The sequence below is a fragment of the Lentzea aerocolonigenes genome, assembly GCF_000955955.1.
GTDB lineage: Bacteria > Actinomycetota > Actinomycetes > Mycobacteriales > Pseudonocardiaceae > Lentzea > Lentzea aerocolonigenes_A.
In genome coordinates this window covers 1-15,248 of the sequence record NZ_JYJG01000288.1, presented here as the reverse complement: position 1 = coordinate 15,248, position 15,248 = coordinate 1, and the positions used below count along the sequence as shown (strand labels likewise).

The 15,248-nt window shown below is 66.9% G+C and carries 12 protein-coding genes; 3 read left to right on the top strand and 9 right to left on the bottom strand.

Going from position 1 to position 15,248, the window contains the following annotated elements; translation table 11 throughout:
• Positions 1 to 5: 5 nt before the first annotated feature.
• From UK23_RS32945 to UK23_RS32935, 3 genes are read right to left on the bottom strand one after another with little or no spacing between them, the layout of a single operon-like run.
• Positions 6 to 1,562 (bottom strand): histidine phosphatase family protein, encoded by a 1,557-nt coding sequence (locus UK23_RS32945; protein ID WP_045315616.1) that lies wholly within the window; start codon positions 1,560 to 1,562, stop codon positions 6 to 8.
• Complete coding sequence (locus UK23_RS32940; RefSeq protein WP_045315615.1) at positions 1,559 to 3,445, bottom strand: FAD/NAD(P)-binding protein; 1,887 nt, start codon at positions 3,443 to 3,445, stop codon at positions 1,559 to 1,561. Before UK23_RS32940 ends, UK23_RS32945 begins: the two co-directional genes overlap by 4 nt.
• 8 nt (positions 3,446 to 3,453) lie before the next feature.
• Positions 3,454 to 3,873 carry an OsmC family protein gene (locus tag UK23_RS32935; RefSeq protein WP_045315614.1) on the bottom strand — a complete coding sequence of 140 codons (420 nt, stop codon included), beginning with the start codon at positions 3,871 to 3,873 and terminating at the stop codon, positions 3,454 to 3,456.
• 139 nt (positions 3,874 to 4,012) lie between these two features.
• Between UK23_RS32935 and UK23_RS32930 the strand changes: the two genes are divergently transcribed.
• The gene (locus UK23_RS32930; protein WP_156213555.1) at positions 4,013 to 5,335 is read left to right on the top strand and encodes a hypothetical protein; all 1,323 of its coding nucleotides are present in this window, start codon (positions 4,013 to 4,015) and stop codon (positions 5,333 to 5,335) included.
• Positions 5,336 to 5,414: 79 nt separating this feature from the next.
• Here UK23_RS32930 and UK23_RS32925 read toward each other — a convergent pair whose 3' ends face one another.
• Complete coding sequence (locus UK23_RS32925) at positions 5,415 to 5,849, bottom strand: nuclear transport factor 2 family protein (protein WP_156213554.1); 435 nt, start codon at positions 5,847 to 5,849, stop codon at positions 5,415 to 5,417.
• Positions 5,850 to 6,007: 158 nt separating this feature from the next.
• Here UK23_RS32925 and UK23_RS32920 point away from each other — a divergent pair, with 158 nt between their 5' ends.
• Positions 6,008 to 6,337: an SCP2 sterol-binding domain-containing protein gene (locus UK23_RS32920; RefSeq protein WP_045315613.1), complete on the top strand. Its 330-nt coding sequence runs from the start codon at positions 6,008 to 6,010 to the stop codon at positions 6,335 to 6,337.
• 5 nt (positions 6,338 to 6,342) lie between these two features.
• Here the strand turns inward: UK23_RS32920 and UK23_RS32915 are convergent, their stop codons facing one another.
• On the bottom strand, positions 6,343 to 6,972 hold the full coding sequence (locus UK23_RS32915; RefSeq protein ID WP_045315612.1) for a winged helix-turn-helix transcriptional regulator: 630 nt from the start codon (positions 6,970 to 6,972) through the stop codon (positions 6,343 to 6,345).
• Positions 6,973 to 7,051: 79 nt separating this feature from the next.
• Here UK23_RS32915 and UK23_RS32910 point away from each other — a divergent pair, with 79 nt between their 5' ends.
• Positions 7,052 to 7,936: an alpha/beta fold hydrolase gene (locus tag UK23_RS32910; protein WP_045315611.1), complete on the top strand. Its 885-nt coding sequence runs from the start codon at positions 7,052 to 7,054 to the stop codon at positions 7,934 to 7,936.
• A gap of 57 nt (positions 7,937 to 7,993) precedes the next feature.
• Here the strand turns inward: UK23_RS32910 and UK23_RS32905 are convergent, their stop codons facing one another.
• The 4 genes from UK23_RS32905 to UK23_RS53050 all read right to left on the bottom strand — a co-directional run.
• The gene (locus UK23_RS32905; protein WP_045315617.1) at positions 7,994 to 8,269 is read right to left on the bottom strand and encodes a 4Fe-4S dicluster domain-containing protein; all 276 of its coding nucleotides are present in this window, start codon (positions 8,267 to 8,269) and stop codon (positions 7,994 to 7,996) included.
• A 4-nt stretch (positions 8,270 to 8,273) separates the two neighbouring features.
• Positions 8,274 to 13,757, bottom strand: coding sequence for a type I polyketide synthase (locus UK23_RS32900; protein WP_045315610.1), 5,484 nt, complete (start codon positions 13,755 to 13,757; stop codon positions 8,274 to 8,276).
• Positions 13,754 to 14,593, bottom strand: coding sequence for a thioesterase II family protein (locus UK23_RS32895; protein ID WP_045315609.1), 840 nt, complete (start codon positions 14,591 to 14,593; stop codon positions 13,754 to 13,756). Before UK23_RS32895 ends, UK23_RS32900 begins: the two co-directional genes overlap by 4 nt.
• A partial coding sequence (locus UK23_RS53050; protein ID WP_045315608.1) for a hypothetical protein occupies positions 14,590 to 15,248 on the bottom strand: 659 nt, incomplete at its 5' end. The genes UK23_RS53050 and UK23_RS32895, both read right to left, overlap by 4 nt.

Here is a 15,248-nt window from a genome sequence, read left to right as displayed (position 1 = left end):
GGACACTAGGTGGTCACACGCGGCCGCGGGATCCGCAGCTCGGTCAGCCAGCGTTCGTCGTTCGCGTCCACCATGACGCGCCGCGCGTACCAGCTATCGAAAAAGGACAGTGCGAACGTGGGCAACAACGACCAGATCGCGAGCGTGGCAAGCGTCGCGTGCCCGGTCAGCACGGCGATGATCACCACCACGAAGACGTTCGGGTACGTCATCGCCACGTAGTCGTCCACGCCTTGCAGGCCGTTGCGCCTCGTCAGTGCCAGCGAGATCAGACGCAGCACGACGGCAACCACCACCGCCGCGAGGCCGTAGGTGGCGAACGTCGAGAGATCCACCGACAGCGAGACGAGCACGATGAACGCGGTGAGCATCAGCACGGCCAGGTAGGCGTTGCGCTCGCCGAACTTGGCCGTGCGAATTGGGCTGCGCTTGCGCAGCTGCTTCACCACGGCGTACGACACGAGCACAGTTCCGGTCGATGCCAGCACACTCAGCATTACTGCGAGCACGACATCGCGGTCCAGCACGACGGACAGCACGGCCGAGAACGACACGGCCGCTGCCAGCGAAGACAACATTACGTGCGCGAAAGCGGGAACGATCATGCCGCCCAAACATCGACTCACGGTCATCGCGACCACCGAGCTCGGCGCCGCGATCAGCACGGCGGCGTACCCGATGTCGCCGAGCGGGAACCAGTGCAGCGCAAGGGCGAGCAAGACCGGTATGGCCACGTACCGCGCCAGGACTGCCCGGATGATCCCGCGGTCGGTCACGTACCGGCCGGCGCTCTCGAGCTCGATGCGGCACATCGTGATGATGCTCGCGGCCACGAGCAGGGCGAGCAGGACGTACGGCGATGCGGGTATCCGGATGCCGGCCAGGTTGCCGAGCAGGCCGGCGACCATGCCCAGGCAGAACACGACCGGGTGATGTACGACGATCCGGTCGTAGAACATGTTGCGGTGTTTGTTCTCCCTGCCGACGTAGCTGGCGATCCGGCCGCCCCGCAGCATTTCCGAATTCGGCAGCCGCAGGTCATAGGACTCGTCCGCGGGTCGGTCGAGGATGAAACGGCAGATCAGCTCGACGACGTACTTGTGCGACACGACGCACACGATCTCGCCGCGTTCCAGTGCTGGTACCAGCTCCTGCACGAAGAAGTCGTGCACCCGCGACCGAAACTGCTCGAAGGTCTCCCCGCCGGACATGGTGTCGCTGTCGCCGTTCATCGCCTTCTCGTACTCGGCGATGCCGTGTTGCCTCTGCAGCAGCGACTTGCTCTTGAGCGTGTAGTCGCCGAAATCGCGCTCCATCAGGCGTGGGTCGACGATCATGTCCGGCCGGTCGCCGAGGATCGTCCGCGCGGTGTCGTGCGCCCGCGAGAGCGGAGACACGAAGACGCGGTCGAACGACTGTCCTTTGTGCTTGCTCGCCACTTTCTCGGCCTGGACGCGTCCGAGGAACGTGAGCGGCGCGTCCAGGTTTCCTGCGATGCGGTGCACGACGTTGCAGGTCGATTCACCGTGCCGCACCATGTACAACCGGTCGAAGATCGTCACTTCAGCGCCACCGCCGCCGTGCGAACCAGCTCCGTGTACTGCGGCGACTGCCACTCCGAGAGCCGGGTGATGTCGCACATCGACAGCACGACGTGCTTCTCCACAGCCAGTGCCAGCAGCAATGTGAGACGTTGCGCGACTGCGGGTTCCAGGTCCAGGGTCGGCGCGAACTCGGCCAGGTCGTCGGCGATCGCCTTGCGCAACTTGTCGCGTTGGTCGCGTTCCCGCGCCTGCAAGTAGGCCTGAGTCGCGGGCAGCACCGATTCCTGGGCGTGCGCCAACACCTTGTCCCTGACCTGCGGAGCTCCGACATGCTCGACGAGCCAGTCGGTGCTCCGCACCAGGCAGTGCGACACGTCCTCGGGGATCGCCGTGACCTCCGGGAACCGCATGTGCCGCAACATTTCCATTGCCGTGTCGAAGCACTGGTTGCGCAGCGTGCCGATGCTGAACACGAACGCGCCGAGCCGGCCGCGACGGACCGTCTCGTCGCCCTGGCGCATCGGGCCGACGCCGTAGAGCGTGCCGCTGACCGTGCCGTCCTGAGCCACGAGCTGGCCGTGGCCGCGAACTTCGACGCCGCGGCCGGTTTTGCCGTGCGGCGTTGCTTGCTTGCGGTCCTGGACCAGGCCTCGCCACAACGGATGGGCGATGGTTCCGTAGTTCGTGGTGTTGCCCAGGCAGTTGACGACGCGGTCGACCTCGAGGTCGGGCCGGTCGCTGAACGACACGCGGATCTTGCCGTTCGCCTCCGTCATACTGGTGATCTCCGCCGGCAGTTGCGAGATCGTGCGCGGCGCACCGGGATAGCTCCGCATTCGGCTGCGCACCACGTTGCCGATGTCCGGAACCGTGCTGGTGCGGCTGGCGACGATGAGGCTCTTGTACTTGTCGAGCAGCATCCGCACGTCTGCCGGATCCAGGCGCTGGGCGACCTCGATGACGTACGGTTCCCAGGCCTTCATGATCCGTTCCGCGACGACGTCCGGATGGGTGTCGTGCAGCGAGGCCTTCAGGTACTCGTACTCGGCCCGCACACCCTCGACCACGGCGTCGGCGGTCAGGGTCTCGGTGTCGAGGAACGGTGGCCGGCGCGCCTGCCAGATGTCGTGCTGGTGGTCGGCCGGATAGGTGCCGTGCATGTGGCCGGCACGCGAGCAGATCAGGATCTCGCCGGTGTGACCAGCGTTGACCAGGGACACCACCGCGTCGAACGACGTCAGACCCGACCCGACGAGCAGCACCTTCTCATCCGGCCTGATCTCGTTGAACACGGCTCGCGAGCTGTTCGCGTACGGGTTGAACACGAACCGGGCCGAGTCCTTCACACCGTCGTAGAACGGCTTGTGCACCGGGTCCAGGTGACCGGTGGCGAAGACGACGTAGTCCGCAGGCAACGTGTGCACCTGCCCCTCGTCGCCGGACACGAGCTGAACGACGTGTCCTTCGCCGTCCGGCCGCACGTCCACCACGGTTCCCGTGCGTTCGATCAGAGTGGCCTGCCCGCGGGCTTCTTCGGCGGTGCTGTGCAGGCGTTCGGTCAGGTACTGACCGAAGATCCGCCGCGGGACGACGCAGCTCAGGCTGAACGCGTGGTATTTCCACCTCGTCGGCCACTCAGACCGGTCGGCTTCGTGGTTGGCCCACTCCAGGAAGTCCTCGGCGCGCTCGCGGTAGAGCGTGATCCGGCCCGCCTGGATGTTGAGCATGTGGTTCCAGGTCGTGGACGCCTCGCCGAAGGCGATGCCGCCGCCGCGAACTCGCTCGTTGCGTTCGATGAGCGTGATCTCCAACGGAGAGTCCGCGAACTGCAACAACCTGGTCGCCGTCAACGTCCCGGAGAACCCAGCTCCGACGATGACGACCTTCTTGATCTCCCCCATTGACACTGTCATCCCCCTGTTGTCCACCGGTACTCGAACGCGACAGCGATCGCGTCCTTGATCGAGTTGTGCACGATGCAGCCGCGCTCGGCCTTCAGGAACGGCTTGGCGAGCTCCCCCTTGAGCTCTTCCGGCGCCGTCACCTCAACGATGATCTCGGTGAACCTGGTCGGTGCGGGCGTGAGGACACCCGTGACGTTCAGGCTGACCAGCTCGCGGTCGAGCGAGTGACCGTCGGCCTTGAGCATTCCGAGGAAGGTGCTGAGGAAGCAGCCACCGAGAGCGAGCAGCAGCAGCTCACCACCCATGGGCCCCTTGTCGTTGCCGCCCTTTTCCTCCGGACGATCGACGACGACCGAGTGCGACCGGGCCTGCCCTGTCGTGACGGTGTCACCAGCGTGCTGGAGCGTGACGATGATCTCTGGCATGGCAGCAGCATCTCGACCATCCAGCCGCCGTTGGGGGGTCGTGGACGATCCTGGACGAATCGGTTCGCTGAGTGGAACGACCTTGACAACCCGGCTATCTTGAAACGAGCGTTCCAAGTTCGCTGAGGGGGGCGTTCCAGTGTTCACGCCGGGCAGACCGCGCACGCTCGACGACTATGTCGCAGCTTTACGCACGCTGAAGGTAGATGCGGGAAATCCGTCGATCACCGACATCACCAAACGCATTCACACGTCGTGGCAGCTTGCGGGCCGGCCACGCAGTGAATGGCCTGCGAGGTCGACTGTCGGCAACTGTTTTCAGACTGGCAGGCGCCGTCCCAACATCGACCTGATGCTCGCGATCGTCGACGCACTTGTCGACGGGAACGTCGCCGCCGTCGGAGAGTGGCGGCAGGCTTTGCGCCGAGTGCTGGGCGAGACCGATGCGACCAGCTGCATCAGCGTGTGCGACGAGCTCCCTTCGGACTTGCCCGACTTCATCGGCCGGGCCGATCTGATGGACCGGTTCGCAGCCGGCGGCGTGGTGGCGTTGAACGGATTGGCGGGAATCGGAAAGACTTCCTTGGCTGTCCACTTGGGACACCGACTGATCAGCCGCGGCATGGTCGACGGCCCGGTGTTGTTCGTGAACCTGCGCGGAATCGACCCCGCTCGTCCACCGGTCGATCCAGTGGCTGTGCTGGAGTCGTTCTTACGGCTGCTCGGTTTACCCGGCGACCAGATTCCGCCCGACCTCGATGCGCGATCACGCATGTACCACCGGATGCTTGCCGGAACACGCGCGTTGATCGTGCTGGACAACGCAGCGGACGCAACTCAGATCGCACCTCTGTTACCGCCCAAGGGCAGTCACGCACTCATCACCAGTCGTCGCACGTTGCACAGTCTGCCGTCCACGACAGTGCAGCCACTCAACACCGCCGATGCGCTGGAGTTGTTGCGACGCAACGCGGTGCCGCGACGCATCGGATCCGGGCCTGTCACCCGGATCGTCGAACTGCTGGGCCGGCACCCGCAGGCGTTGACGATCATCGGCCACCACCTGCGCGAACACCCTTGCTGGACATTGGCCGACTACGTGGAAACGGTCGCGACGCTCGCGTTGGAGGGCGGTCTGCGGTCCAGCCTAACGCTGTCCGACCGCTTGCTGCCTCCGGAGTCACGGCGACTGCTTCGGCTGCTGACACTCCACCCCGGCGACACCTTCGACGTGCGAGCCGCCGCGGTGCTCGCGAACCAGGCGACGAGGTCAACGCAGAAGCTGCTCGACGTACTGGTTGACGCGCACCTGCTCGAGCACCTCGGACGCGGCCGCTACAGCATGCCTCGTCTGGTTTCCACCTACGCGGCGGAGCGGCTGAGCATCGACGAGCCGGTGAGCCGAAGCCGCCGGGCACTGGAACGGCTGCTGGGGCAACGGGACTTTCTCCTGGTGAGCTGATCCCCTGCCGGACGACATGGATCACCAGGCCAATGTCAAGCCGTACACGGCCGCGGTGCCGGGCTCCTGACAGTCTCGGCTACCGGCGTGCCATCGCACGGCGGATGAGCCCGGGATGCCGCATCAGCTTGGGACCCAGCACGAATGCCGACACCGTCAAGCCCAGCCACGGCCGGACGTGCGGGGTGATCCGGCATATGCGGCCATCGGCGTTCTGCTCGATCAGCATCGCGTCCTCGACACGCACTCCACCGAGTCGCGCCACGGCCAAGGCGACGGTCGTGTCACCGTTGCTGACCCGGCTGCGCCAGTGCAGTTCCCGGGACAGCACTGGGAGAAACGCTCCGAAGAAGATGCGCAGGTCGTCGCGGCCGCGGACCACTACACGGCTCGACAACGGCGTCACCATCTCGGCGTCGTCGGCCAATGTCGCGATCACGGCGTCGGTGTCTCCCGCGGCGGCCGCGGCGAGGAACTGCGACACCACGTCGGTGCCGGTCACAACTTCGTCCATCAAGACCACTCCCCGTTTCAGATCGATGATCGATGGCGGCAGTTACGGCCCGCTTACCTCGCGCGTAAGGGCTTACGGCTCCGGTAATGGGCAAGGAAGTTCGTGCTTCTACGGTCGGCGGGCACGACCGTGACGACGAACATCAGGAGCGGAATCCCATGCCCCTCACCATCGGTGAAGTCTTCGACCAGCTGCCCGGCCGCCTGCGGCCCGAGGCTGCTGACGGTCTCGAACGCACCCTGCAGTGGCAGCTCACCGACCTGGACCCCGGTGTGTGGGCGGTGGAGATCAAGGACGGCGTCGCCCGCCTGATTCCCGGTGGTGTCGAGGAGCCGGACACCACGTTCACCACCACGAGCGAGATCTGGCTCGCCATCGCGGAGGGCCAGCAGGACGCCATGAAGGCGTTCATGGCCGGGAAGATGAAGGTGGAGGGCGACATGACACTCGCTCTGCGGGTGCCCGAGCTCTTCGACACCGAGGCCTGACATGGTCAGGCGGGGGTGAGCACAGCGGTGAGGTCGGCTTCGTGGCCAGTCACCGAGCCGCCTGCCGCCACCGCCTGCTCGACGGTCAGCATCCCCGAGGCCAGGCCCAGCACGATGGCGGGCTCGCCGCGGAAGACGGTGGCGGGCCGCTCTTCGCCGCAGACCTCGACGCGCATTCCCGTCTTGGACGCGTGCACGGCGACCACCGCGTCGTCGGCGGACAAGCCGATCGTCATCGCCTTCTTGGATCTTCGGTCGCGCAGCAGGGCATCGAGTGCGACGACCAGCCAGCGGCCCTGGAAGGTGTCGCCCTGCGGGCCGGCGATCATCAGCGGGGTGCTCCAACGCACCAGCGACGCGACCGTGTCACGGAGTTCTCTCCCCCACGACGTGAGGACATACGCGACGCCGTTGCTGTCGGTGTCGAGAGTGCGTTCGACGACTCCGACTTCCTCCAACTCCTTCAGGCGGGAGGCGAGGAGGTTCGTGGCGATGCCCGGCAAGCCGGCCAGCAGTTCGCCGTAGCGGGCCGGGCCGACCAGCAGCTCCCTGACGATGAGCAGGCTCCAGCGCGCACCGACGACGTCGAGCGCCCGCGCCAGGCCGCAGTACTGGCCGTAAGACCGCTTCGGCATTTGCCGCCCACCCGCCTTCATGCTTGACTTTCAATAGCTCACTTTACATTAATATAGTTCCGGAGCGAGAGGCGCAGAGATGTCGTCCCAGCACACCGCAGGCACCCGGCCGTCCTGGGTGGATGCCGGCCTGTTCCCCTTCGAGAGCCACTTCATCGAACTCAACGGGCACACCGTCCACTACGTCGACGAGGGTTCCGGGCCGATCCTGGTGATGCTGCACGGCAACCCGACCTGGTCTTTCGTGTACCGCGATGTCATCTCGTCATTGAAAGACCGTTTCCGGTGCATCGCCCTGGACTACCCGGGGTTCGGGCTGTCGACAGCCGCGCCGGGGTACGGCTACAAGCCGGCTGACCACGCCGGCGTGGTCGTGGAGTTCCTCGACCGCCTGGACATCTCGGGCGCAACGCTCGTAGCCCACGACTGGGGCGGGCCGATCGGGCTCTTCGCCGCTGAGCAGCGGCCTGACCGGTTCACTCGGATCGTCCTCGCGAACACCTGGGCGTGGCCGGCCAACGGCGAGTTGAAGGCCGAGATGGCCTCCCGCGTGATGGGCGGGTTCATCGGGCGCGAGCTCATCAGGCGGTTCAACGTGTTCGTGAACGCCCTGGTGCCCGCGGGTCATCGTCGCCGCAAGGTCTCCGATGCCGAGATGAAGCACTACCGCGAGGCGCTGGACACGACTGAACGCCGCAACGCCTGCGCGATCCTGCCTGGCGCGATCACCGGCGCCCGCGACTTCCTCGCCGACGTCGAGACCAACCTGAAGCTGATCTCAGACCTCCCGACGCTGATCGTGTGGGCCGACGCGGACATGGCGTTCGGTGACAACGACCGCAAGCGCCTCGAGGAGAGGTTCCCCGACCACACCACGGTGATCGTCAAGGGAGCCGGTCACTTCGTGCAGTCCGACGCGGCCGACGAGGTGAGCGCGGCGATCCGCGACTGGTGGAAAGACTGAGATACGAAGAAATGCGCCGGTCGGTTCCTCACCAACCGGCGCATTTCTTTGTGCCGCCTAGGTTTTCGACGCCGTTGCCGGCTGGAAGAAATCCTTGTTGACGGCGATCCACGACCTCCACTGCTCGGGGACCTCGTCGTCGCCGTAGATCGCCTCGACCGGGCAGACCGCCTGACAAGCTCCACAATCGATGCAGGCCACCGGATCGATGAACAGCTGATCGTGGTTGTCGTCCGGACCATCGGGCGTCGGCTGGATCGCATCGACCGGACACACGTCGTAGCAGGACGCGTCCTTGCTCCCGATGCACGGTTCAGTGATCACATAAGGCATCGCGTCACGCCTCCAGCTCACGCAGAAGCGCCTCGAGCTCATCTGGAGCGACCGTCGAGAGCAGCAGCTCCAGTTCGTCGACCTCGTCGGCGGGCTCGGCCGGTGAGTCGGAAGTACCGAGCTGGAGCCGGGTCACAAGTCCCTCAGCCAGGCCGGTGATCGTGGCGCCCTGCAACAGGTCGAGCACCGAGACCTCGATCCGCAGCACGGCCTCGACCCGGTGCTTCATCTCGATCGCCATCATCGAGTCCAAGCCGAGGCTGTTGAGGTTCTCCTCTGTGCTGACCTGCTCGGACTCCAGACCCAGCACCCGTGCGGTGACGTCGCGCAGATAGTCGCGCAGCACCCCAGGACGCTCGGACTCACCTGCCCGCCGCAGGTTCACGAGCAGGGCGTCCGCGTCACCCTCGTCGAGCGGCTCGCCACCACCGCGCACTTCGAGTTCGGAGAACATCGGCGGCAGCTGCCCGGTCAGGGACGTTTCGCGTGCTGTCGCCCAGTCGACCGTGATCGCCACCAGATGCGGGAGTCGTTGCTGCAGCACGCGACCCAGGATCTGCATGCCGACCTCGGGCGTGATGAGCTCGATGCCGCGGCGGGCGTAGATCTGCTCGAGTTCGAGCTGCTGCACCATGCCCACCGACCACGGCCCCCACCCGATGCTGAGCCCGGGAAGCCCGAGTCCGCGCCGGTAGCTCGCGAGCGCGTCGAGAAAGGCGTTGCCGGACGCGTAGTTACCCTGTCCCGGCGACGCGATCACCGATCCCGTGGACGAGAACAACACGAAGAAGTCCAAATCGGACTCGCGGAAGAGCTGGTGCAGCAGCCATCCACCGACCAGTTTGGGCCGCAGGACCTTCGTGAACATGTCGCGGTCCATTCGCACGAGCAGCTCGTCGTCGACGACACCGGCAACGTGGATGACACCGGCGATCTCGGGCAGGCCCTGCTCGCGGTGGAAGGCCAGCCACTCTCGCAGCTGAGCAGGGTCCGCGACATCGGCAGCGGCGAGGTGGATCCGGGCGCCGAGCGCCTCCAGCTCCCGAAGCTCGTGGACCAGTGCGCGGTGCGGATGGCGGACGGGCAGGTCGTCCCAGGTCCGCCGATCAGGCACCGGTGTCCGGCCCATCAGGACCACGTCGCGTGCGCCGCGTTCGACCAGGAACCGCGCGACGAGCAGGCCCAGCGAACCCAGTCCGCCGGTGACCAGATAGCTGCCCGCGTCACGCATCCGGGCGGGGAACAGCGGCGTGAGCCCGGTGCTTTCGGCGAGCCTCGCGACGTAGCGGCTGCCCGCGCGGAAGGCCACCTGGTCTTCCGCGTCGCTGGCGGTGATCTCGTCCACCAGCAGCGCGGCCTGCTCGGCCGCCGTCTCGCCGGGGTCGAGATCGCACAACCCGCCCCACAGCGTTGCGAACTCCTGGTGGCCGATCACCCGGCCCAGTCCCCACATCGGAGCCTGCTCGACGCGCGGCAGGCCAGGGTCGTCCCCGACGGGCTGCGCTCCTCGCGTCACGAGCCACACCTTCGGAACCTGGGACAGCTCTGCCGACAGCGCCTGCATCAGCCGCATCACCGACAGCACACCGGTTTCCTGCTGTGCTTCCAGATCGTGGGTCGACCGCGTCTCGTCGAACTCGGCGTCCAGGCTCCACAAGTGGATGATCTTGCTGATCTCCTGCTCGCCCAACGCCCTCATCAGGTACCGGTAGTGGTCCGCCTTCGTCGCGTCGATAGTCCAGGTGTCGTCCGCCTCCACTGGTTCGTGCACATCGGCATGGGCTACGGAAATCACCTGCGTTCCATTCGCACGAAGACGTGTCGTGGCCTCAGCAGCCACACCGGTGGAATCGGTAAAGATCACCCACGCTCCGGTCGCCTGCACCGCTTCCGCGGTCTCGCGCGGGCTTTCCTGCCACAGCAACTGGTAGAGCCCGCGGTCGATGCGCTCCGGGGACATGCTGGCGGCGCTGGCGAGCGACTGGGCGCGGAATCCGTCGATCTCGACCAGCACTCGCCCGCCGGGGTCGCACAGGGTGATGTCGCTGACGATCCGCGTCCGATCGGCTGTGCGCACCCGTGCCAGGACGGTCATCTCCCCCGCTGGTGGCGCCAGCACCCGGATCCGGTCGATCCCGACTGGCAGGTACGGCGTGGCGCGGGCCTGATCAGCTTCGAGGGCTGCCGCAGCGATCAGCAGGACTTGGAACGCGGCGTCCACCAAGCAGGGGTGGAAGAGGTAGCCCTCGTCGGCCGCGATCGCCTCGGGAATCATGACCCGGCCGAGCGCCAGGCGGTCGCCGGTGGCGATCTCCTGCACACCCTGGAAAGCCGGGCCGTACTGGAAGCCCATTGTGCGCGTCTGCTCGTAGAACTCGTCCCGCGAGACGCGGTGGCGGCAGACGACGCGCGCCCCGGCCAGGTCGCGTGGTGCGGGCGTGGTCGTGCTCAGGCCGAGTTGAGCGGTCGCGTGCACGGTCCACTGCCGTTCGCCACTGGGCAGCGCCAGGTAGCTGGCGATCTCGACCCGTGCCTGCTCCGCGTACAACGTCGTGCGCAGCCGTGCGTCCGACGTCGGCGTGAGCACCAACGCCTTGCGCAGCTTGAGGTCGTCAACGCTGTAGGTGCTCTCGCCGTACACCTCGTGAGCGGCGGCCAGCGCCATCTCGATGAGCGCCGCGCCGGGCAACAGGGTGTTGTCCTGGATGCGGTGGTCCGCCAGGTACGGCAACCGACCGGCATCGACCTCCAGTTCCCACGTGGGATGTGAGGCGTTCATCCGCTGTCCCAGCAACGGATGCACCTGCTCGTAGTGGCGGTCCTCGCGTGCCTCCGCCGACTCGTTCCAGTAGGTCTTGAGCTGCCACGGATAGCCGGGCAGCTTGATGAACCGGGCGTCCGGCGGGTGGAAACCGTCCCAGGCCACCGGATGGCCGTGGTTGTGCAGGGAGCCCAGCGATCGCAGCATGATCTCCTCGTCGTCCTCGCCGCGGCGCAACGACGGAACGACCAGACCCTCCTGGCCCGCGTCGGCGAGGAGTTCCCGCATCGAGCTCGCCAGCACCGGGTGCGGCGCGACCTCGACGAAATGGGTGTAGCCGTCGCCGATCATCTCGTCGAACGCGGCCGAGAACAGGACCGTGGCGCGGACGTTCTGCCACCAGTAACGGGCGTCGGCGCCACTTCCGTCGATCCTGCTGCCGACGACCGTCGAGTACAGCGGCAGCCGCGCTGTACTCGGTGCGAGATCGGCCAGCCCCGCTTCCAGCTCACCGCGCAACGGATCCATGTAGTGACTGTGGAACGGGACCTTGACCGGCAAGAAGCGGTGGAAGACGCCGAACGTCTCCAGCTGCGCGGCCATGCTCTCCAGGACCGCCGCGTCACCGGACAGCGTGACCGCGCTCGGACTGTTGATCGCCGCCACCGAAACCTCGGGACCGGCGTCGGCCACCGCCTGCCTGAGGGTTTCGGCGGTCATGCCGACCGCCAGCATGCGGCCGTTTCCGGACGTGCGCTGCTGCAGCGTGCTGCGGTAGTGGATGACCTTGGTCGCGTCCGCCAAGCTCAGCACCCCGGCCACGTACTGCGCGGCAACCTCGCCGGCGCTGTGCCCGATGATCGCGTCCGGTTCGACGCCCCAGGACTTCCAAAGTGCCGCGAGCCCGACCTGTAGCGCGAAGTTCGCCGGTTGCGCCACCTCGGTCTCAGCCATCCGGGACTCGTCCTCAGACGCCAGCATCGCGTCGACCAACGACCAGTCGGCGTACTTCCGCAGCTCGGCGTCGCATTCCTCGACCGCCACGCGGAACACGGGTTCGGTCGCGAACAGCCGCCTGCCCATGCCCCACCACTGCGGACCCATGCCGGAGAAGACGAACGCGAGCTTCCGCCCCTGCTGGGCCTTGCCGACGACGACGCCGTCGGCCTTCTCCTCATCCAAATAGGACTGCAGGCGCTTTTGTGCCTCCGCCGTGTCGCGCGCGACGACCGCCAGGCGGTGGTCGTGACGCGCCCGGCGCGCGACGCAGGAGTAGGAGACGTCCGCGAGTGTGTGCTCGGTGTCTGCGAGGAACTGGCTCATCGACGCGGCCACGTCGCGCAACGCCTCCGGGCTGCGCGCGGACAACGAGAGCACCTGTCGCCGTTCGTGATCAGCGCTGGGTGGCGGCACGGGCGCGGCCGGTGCCTCCTGCAGCAGGGCATGGGCATTGGTACCGCCGAAGCCGAACGAGTTCACCCCCGCGTAGCGAGGCCCGCCGGTCGCCGGCCAGTCCGTGAGGCTCGTCGGTACTCGCAACCCGAACTCGTCGAACGGAATCGCGGGGTTCGGGTCAACGAGATGCAGGTGCGCTGGAATGCGGCCGTGCTTCAACGACAACGCCGTCTTGATCAAGCCCGCCACACCCGCGGCCGCCTCGAGGTGCCCGATGTTGGTCTTGACGGAGCCGACGAGGATCGAGTCTCCCTCCCCTCGGCCGGTCGACAGGACCCGGCCGATCGCCGCCGCCTCGACGGGATCTCCGACCGGGGTGCCCGTGCCGTGTGCTTCGACGTACTGCACCTCGTGCGGCGAAACGCCCGCTCGCGCGTAGGCGAGGCGCATCGCTTCCTCTTGTGAGGCTCCGTTCGGGACGGTGATGCCGTTGGTGTGGCCGTCCTGGGTGACCGCGGTGCCCCGGACGAGCGCGTAGATCGGATCACCGTCCGCCTGTGCCGCGCTCAGCGGTTTGATCAGCACGACTCCGGCGCCTTCGCCTCGCGCGTATCCGTTCGCGGACGAGTCGAAAGTCTTGCACCGGCCGTCCGGGCTGAGAAACCCACCTTTGGACTCGGCGATGGTCATGTTCGGCGCGAGCATCACGTTGACCCCGCCGACCACCGCCTGCGAGCACTCGCCGTTCCGGATCGCCTGCGCCGCGAGGTGGAGTGCGACCAGCGAGGCTGAGCACGCGGTGTCGACGGTGAGGCTCGGGCCGCGGAAGTCGAACGCGTGCGACAGCCGGTTGGCCAGCATCGTCATCATCATGCCGGTGGCCGAGTGGGCCTGGAGCTCGTATCGGCTGTGCACGCCGTAGTTCTGCAGGAGTTGGTAGTCCAGCGTGAACCCGCCGACGAACACGCCGACGTCGCTGCCCGCCAACCGGTCCACGTCCTGGCCCGCGTCCTCGAAGGCCTCCCAGACCGTCCGCAGCAGCAGGCGTTGCTGAGGGTCGAGCCAGACCGCCTCACGCGGTGAGATTCCGAAGAACTGCGCGTCGAACTGGTCGACGCGGTCCAGGAACCCGCCGCGGAACGTGCTCATCTTGCCGAGCTTCGCGGGATCGGGATCGTAGAACTTCCGGACCTCCCAACGGTCCGGAGGGAGCTCGCGGGTCGCGTCGACCCCCGCGCACAGCAGGTCCCAGTACGCGTCCGGTGTGCTCGCGCCGCCGGGGAAGTGACAGCCGATCCCGACGATCGCGAGGGGTTCACGTTGCTCGTTCATGCCGGTAGATCCCCCTCGGAGGTCGTGAGTTTCTTGCTGATCTCCGCCAGCAGCAGGTCCCGCGAGCCGCGGAGGAAGAAGTGCGATCCGGGCAGCATGCTGAGGCTGAAGTCGTTGTCCGCTTGGGCTTTCCACTGCTCGAGGTCGGTCTGGCTCACCCGCACGTCGTCCCGGCCGCCGAAGACCGACATCGGAGTCGCCAGCGGGGGCTCGTCCGAGTGTTCATACGTGTCGCAGAGTTCGAGGTCGGCGCGCAACGTGGGCAGCAGCGCGGCCATGATCTCGGCGTTGTCCAGCACGCTCTGCGGCGTTCCGTCCTTGGCCAGCACCGTTTTCAGCACCTCGTCGGGCAGGTGGTAGATCCTGATGTTGGGGCTGGGCAGCTGTGGTGCCCGGAACGCGGCCAGGAACAGGTGTTCCGGGCGCGGTGAGCCTTCCCGGCGCAGCCGCCGGGCCAGTTCGAACGCCACCAGCGCACCCATGCTGTGCCCGAACAGCGCGAACGGCCGGTCGAGCAACGGCACGATCGCGGCGTGCAGGTCGGTCACGAGCGGTTCCATCCGCAAGTACGGCTGCTCCCCCGCCCTGGTTTCCCTGCCCGGCAACTGAACCGCGCACACCTCGACGCCCTCCGGCAGGAGATCGCTCCAGCCCCGGAAGACCGCCGCGCCGCCGCCCGCGTGGGAGATGCAGAAGAGCCGCATCTCCGGATCCGAGCTTCCCTGGCGCGAGAACCACTCGGGCTTCCCGCGCCGCAACAGTTCCGCGAGCTCGGCCCGCCTGCCCGGCGGCAGGCGTTGCAGTCGTTCTCGCAGGTGCTCTCCGGCGGAGCTCATGCCATCGACGGGCTCTGACGGCCCAGCGTGACCCACGCGTCGTCGATGGGGTTGTCCCCACGCCGGCGTTCGTGGGCCGCCCGCAGCTCTGTCAGCAGCCGTTCCGACAGCCAGGCTTCGATCTGCGCCTCCGCGTCGAGCTCCGGCACCTCGCGCAGTCGTTCGACGACAGTGGTGACCAGCTGCCCCGCGACTTGCTCGAGCAGTTCGACGTTGCGGGCGAACTGCGCGTCCAGCTCGTCGTCCTCGAGCCCGGCGGCCATTCCCTCGTGCAGGTCGACGATGAACGGCAGAAGCGTGTAGGGATCGGCGAAAACGCCCTCGGCGGGACGGTCGTCGACCGCGTGCCACTCGCGGAAGAACTGCTGCACGCGCGAGTGGACTTTCCACGCGCGGAACAGGTTGGCCAGTGAGCCGGGGCTGTCGCCGAGCCGCGGGAACTTGCCGTGGAAGAACAACAGCCCGGGGACCGACCAGTACATGATCGTGTCCCAGACGACCTTCGCGACCATCACCTGCGGGTTGCCCATCAGCTGGAACTGCTCTTCGTAGGCGACCAGCCAGATCTCGCTGAGCACGAGGTAGAGCTGGTTGTGGGCGACGACCTTCTCGCGGATGTCCTCACCGTTGCGGTCGCGCTCGATCAGATCGAGGG

What these genes read in the sequence shown, in the direction of transcription:
- UK23_RS32915 (WP_045315612.1), bottom strand. Translation starts at nt 6,972, where the DNA reads ATGCCGAAGCGGTCTTACGGCCAGTACTGCGGCCTGGCGCGGGCGCTC.
- UK23_RS32905 (WP_045315617.1), bottom strand. Translation starts at nt 8,269, where the DNA reads ATGCCTTATGTGATCACTGAACCGTGCATCGGGAGCAAGGACGCGTCC.
- UK23_RS32935 (WP_045315614.1), bottom strand. Translation starts at nt 3,873, where the DNA reads ATGCCAGAGATCATCGTCACGCTCCAGCACGCTGGTGACACCGTCACG.
- UK23_RS32920 (WP_045315613.1), top strand. Translation starts at nt 6,008, where the DNA reads ATGCCCCTCACCATCGGTGAAGTCTTCGACCAGCTGCCCGGCCGCCTG.
- UK23_RS32925 (WP_156213554.1), bottom strand. Translation starts at nt 5,849, where the DNA reads ATGGACGAAGTTGTGACCGGCACCGACGTGGTGTCGCAGTTCCTCGCC.
- UK23_RS32940 (WP_045315615.1), bottom strand. Translation starts at nt 3,445, where the DNA reads ATGGGGGAGATCAAGAAGGTCGTCATCGTCGGAGCTGGGTTCTCCGGG.
- UK23_RS32910 (WP_045315611.1), top strand. Translation starts at nt 7,052, where the DNA reads ATGTCGTCCCAGCACACCGCAGGCACCCGGCCGTCCTGGGTGGATGCC.
- UK23_RS32900 (WP_045315610.1), bottom strand. Translation starts at nt 13,757, where the DNA reads ATGAACGAGCAACGTGAACCCCTCGCGATCGTCGGGATCGGCTGTCAC.
- UK23_RS32895 (WP_045315609.1), bottom strand. Translation starts at nt 14,593, where the DNA reads ATGAGCTCCGCCGGAGAGCACCTGCGAGAACGACTGCAACGCCTGCCG.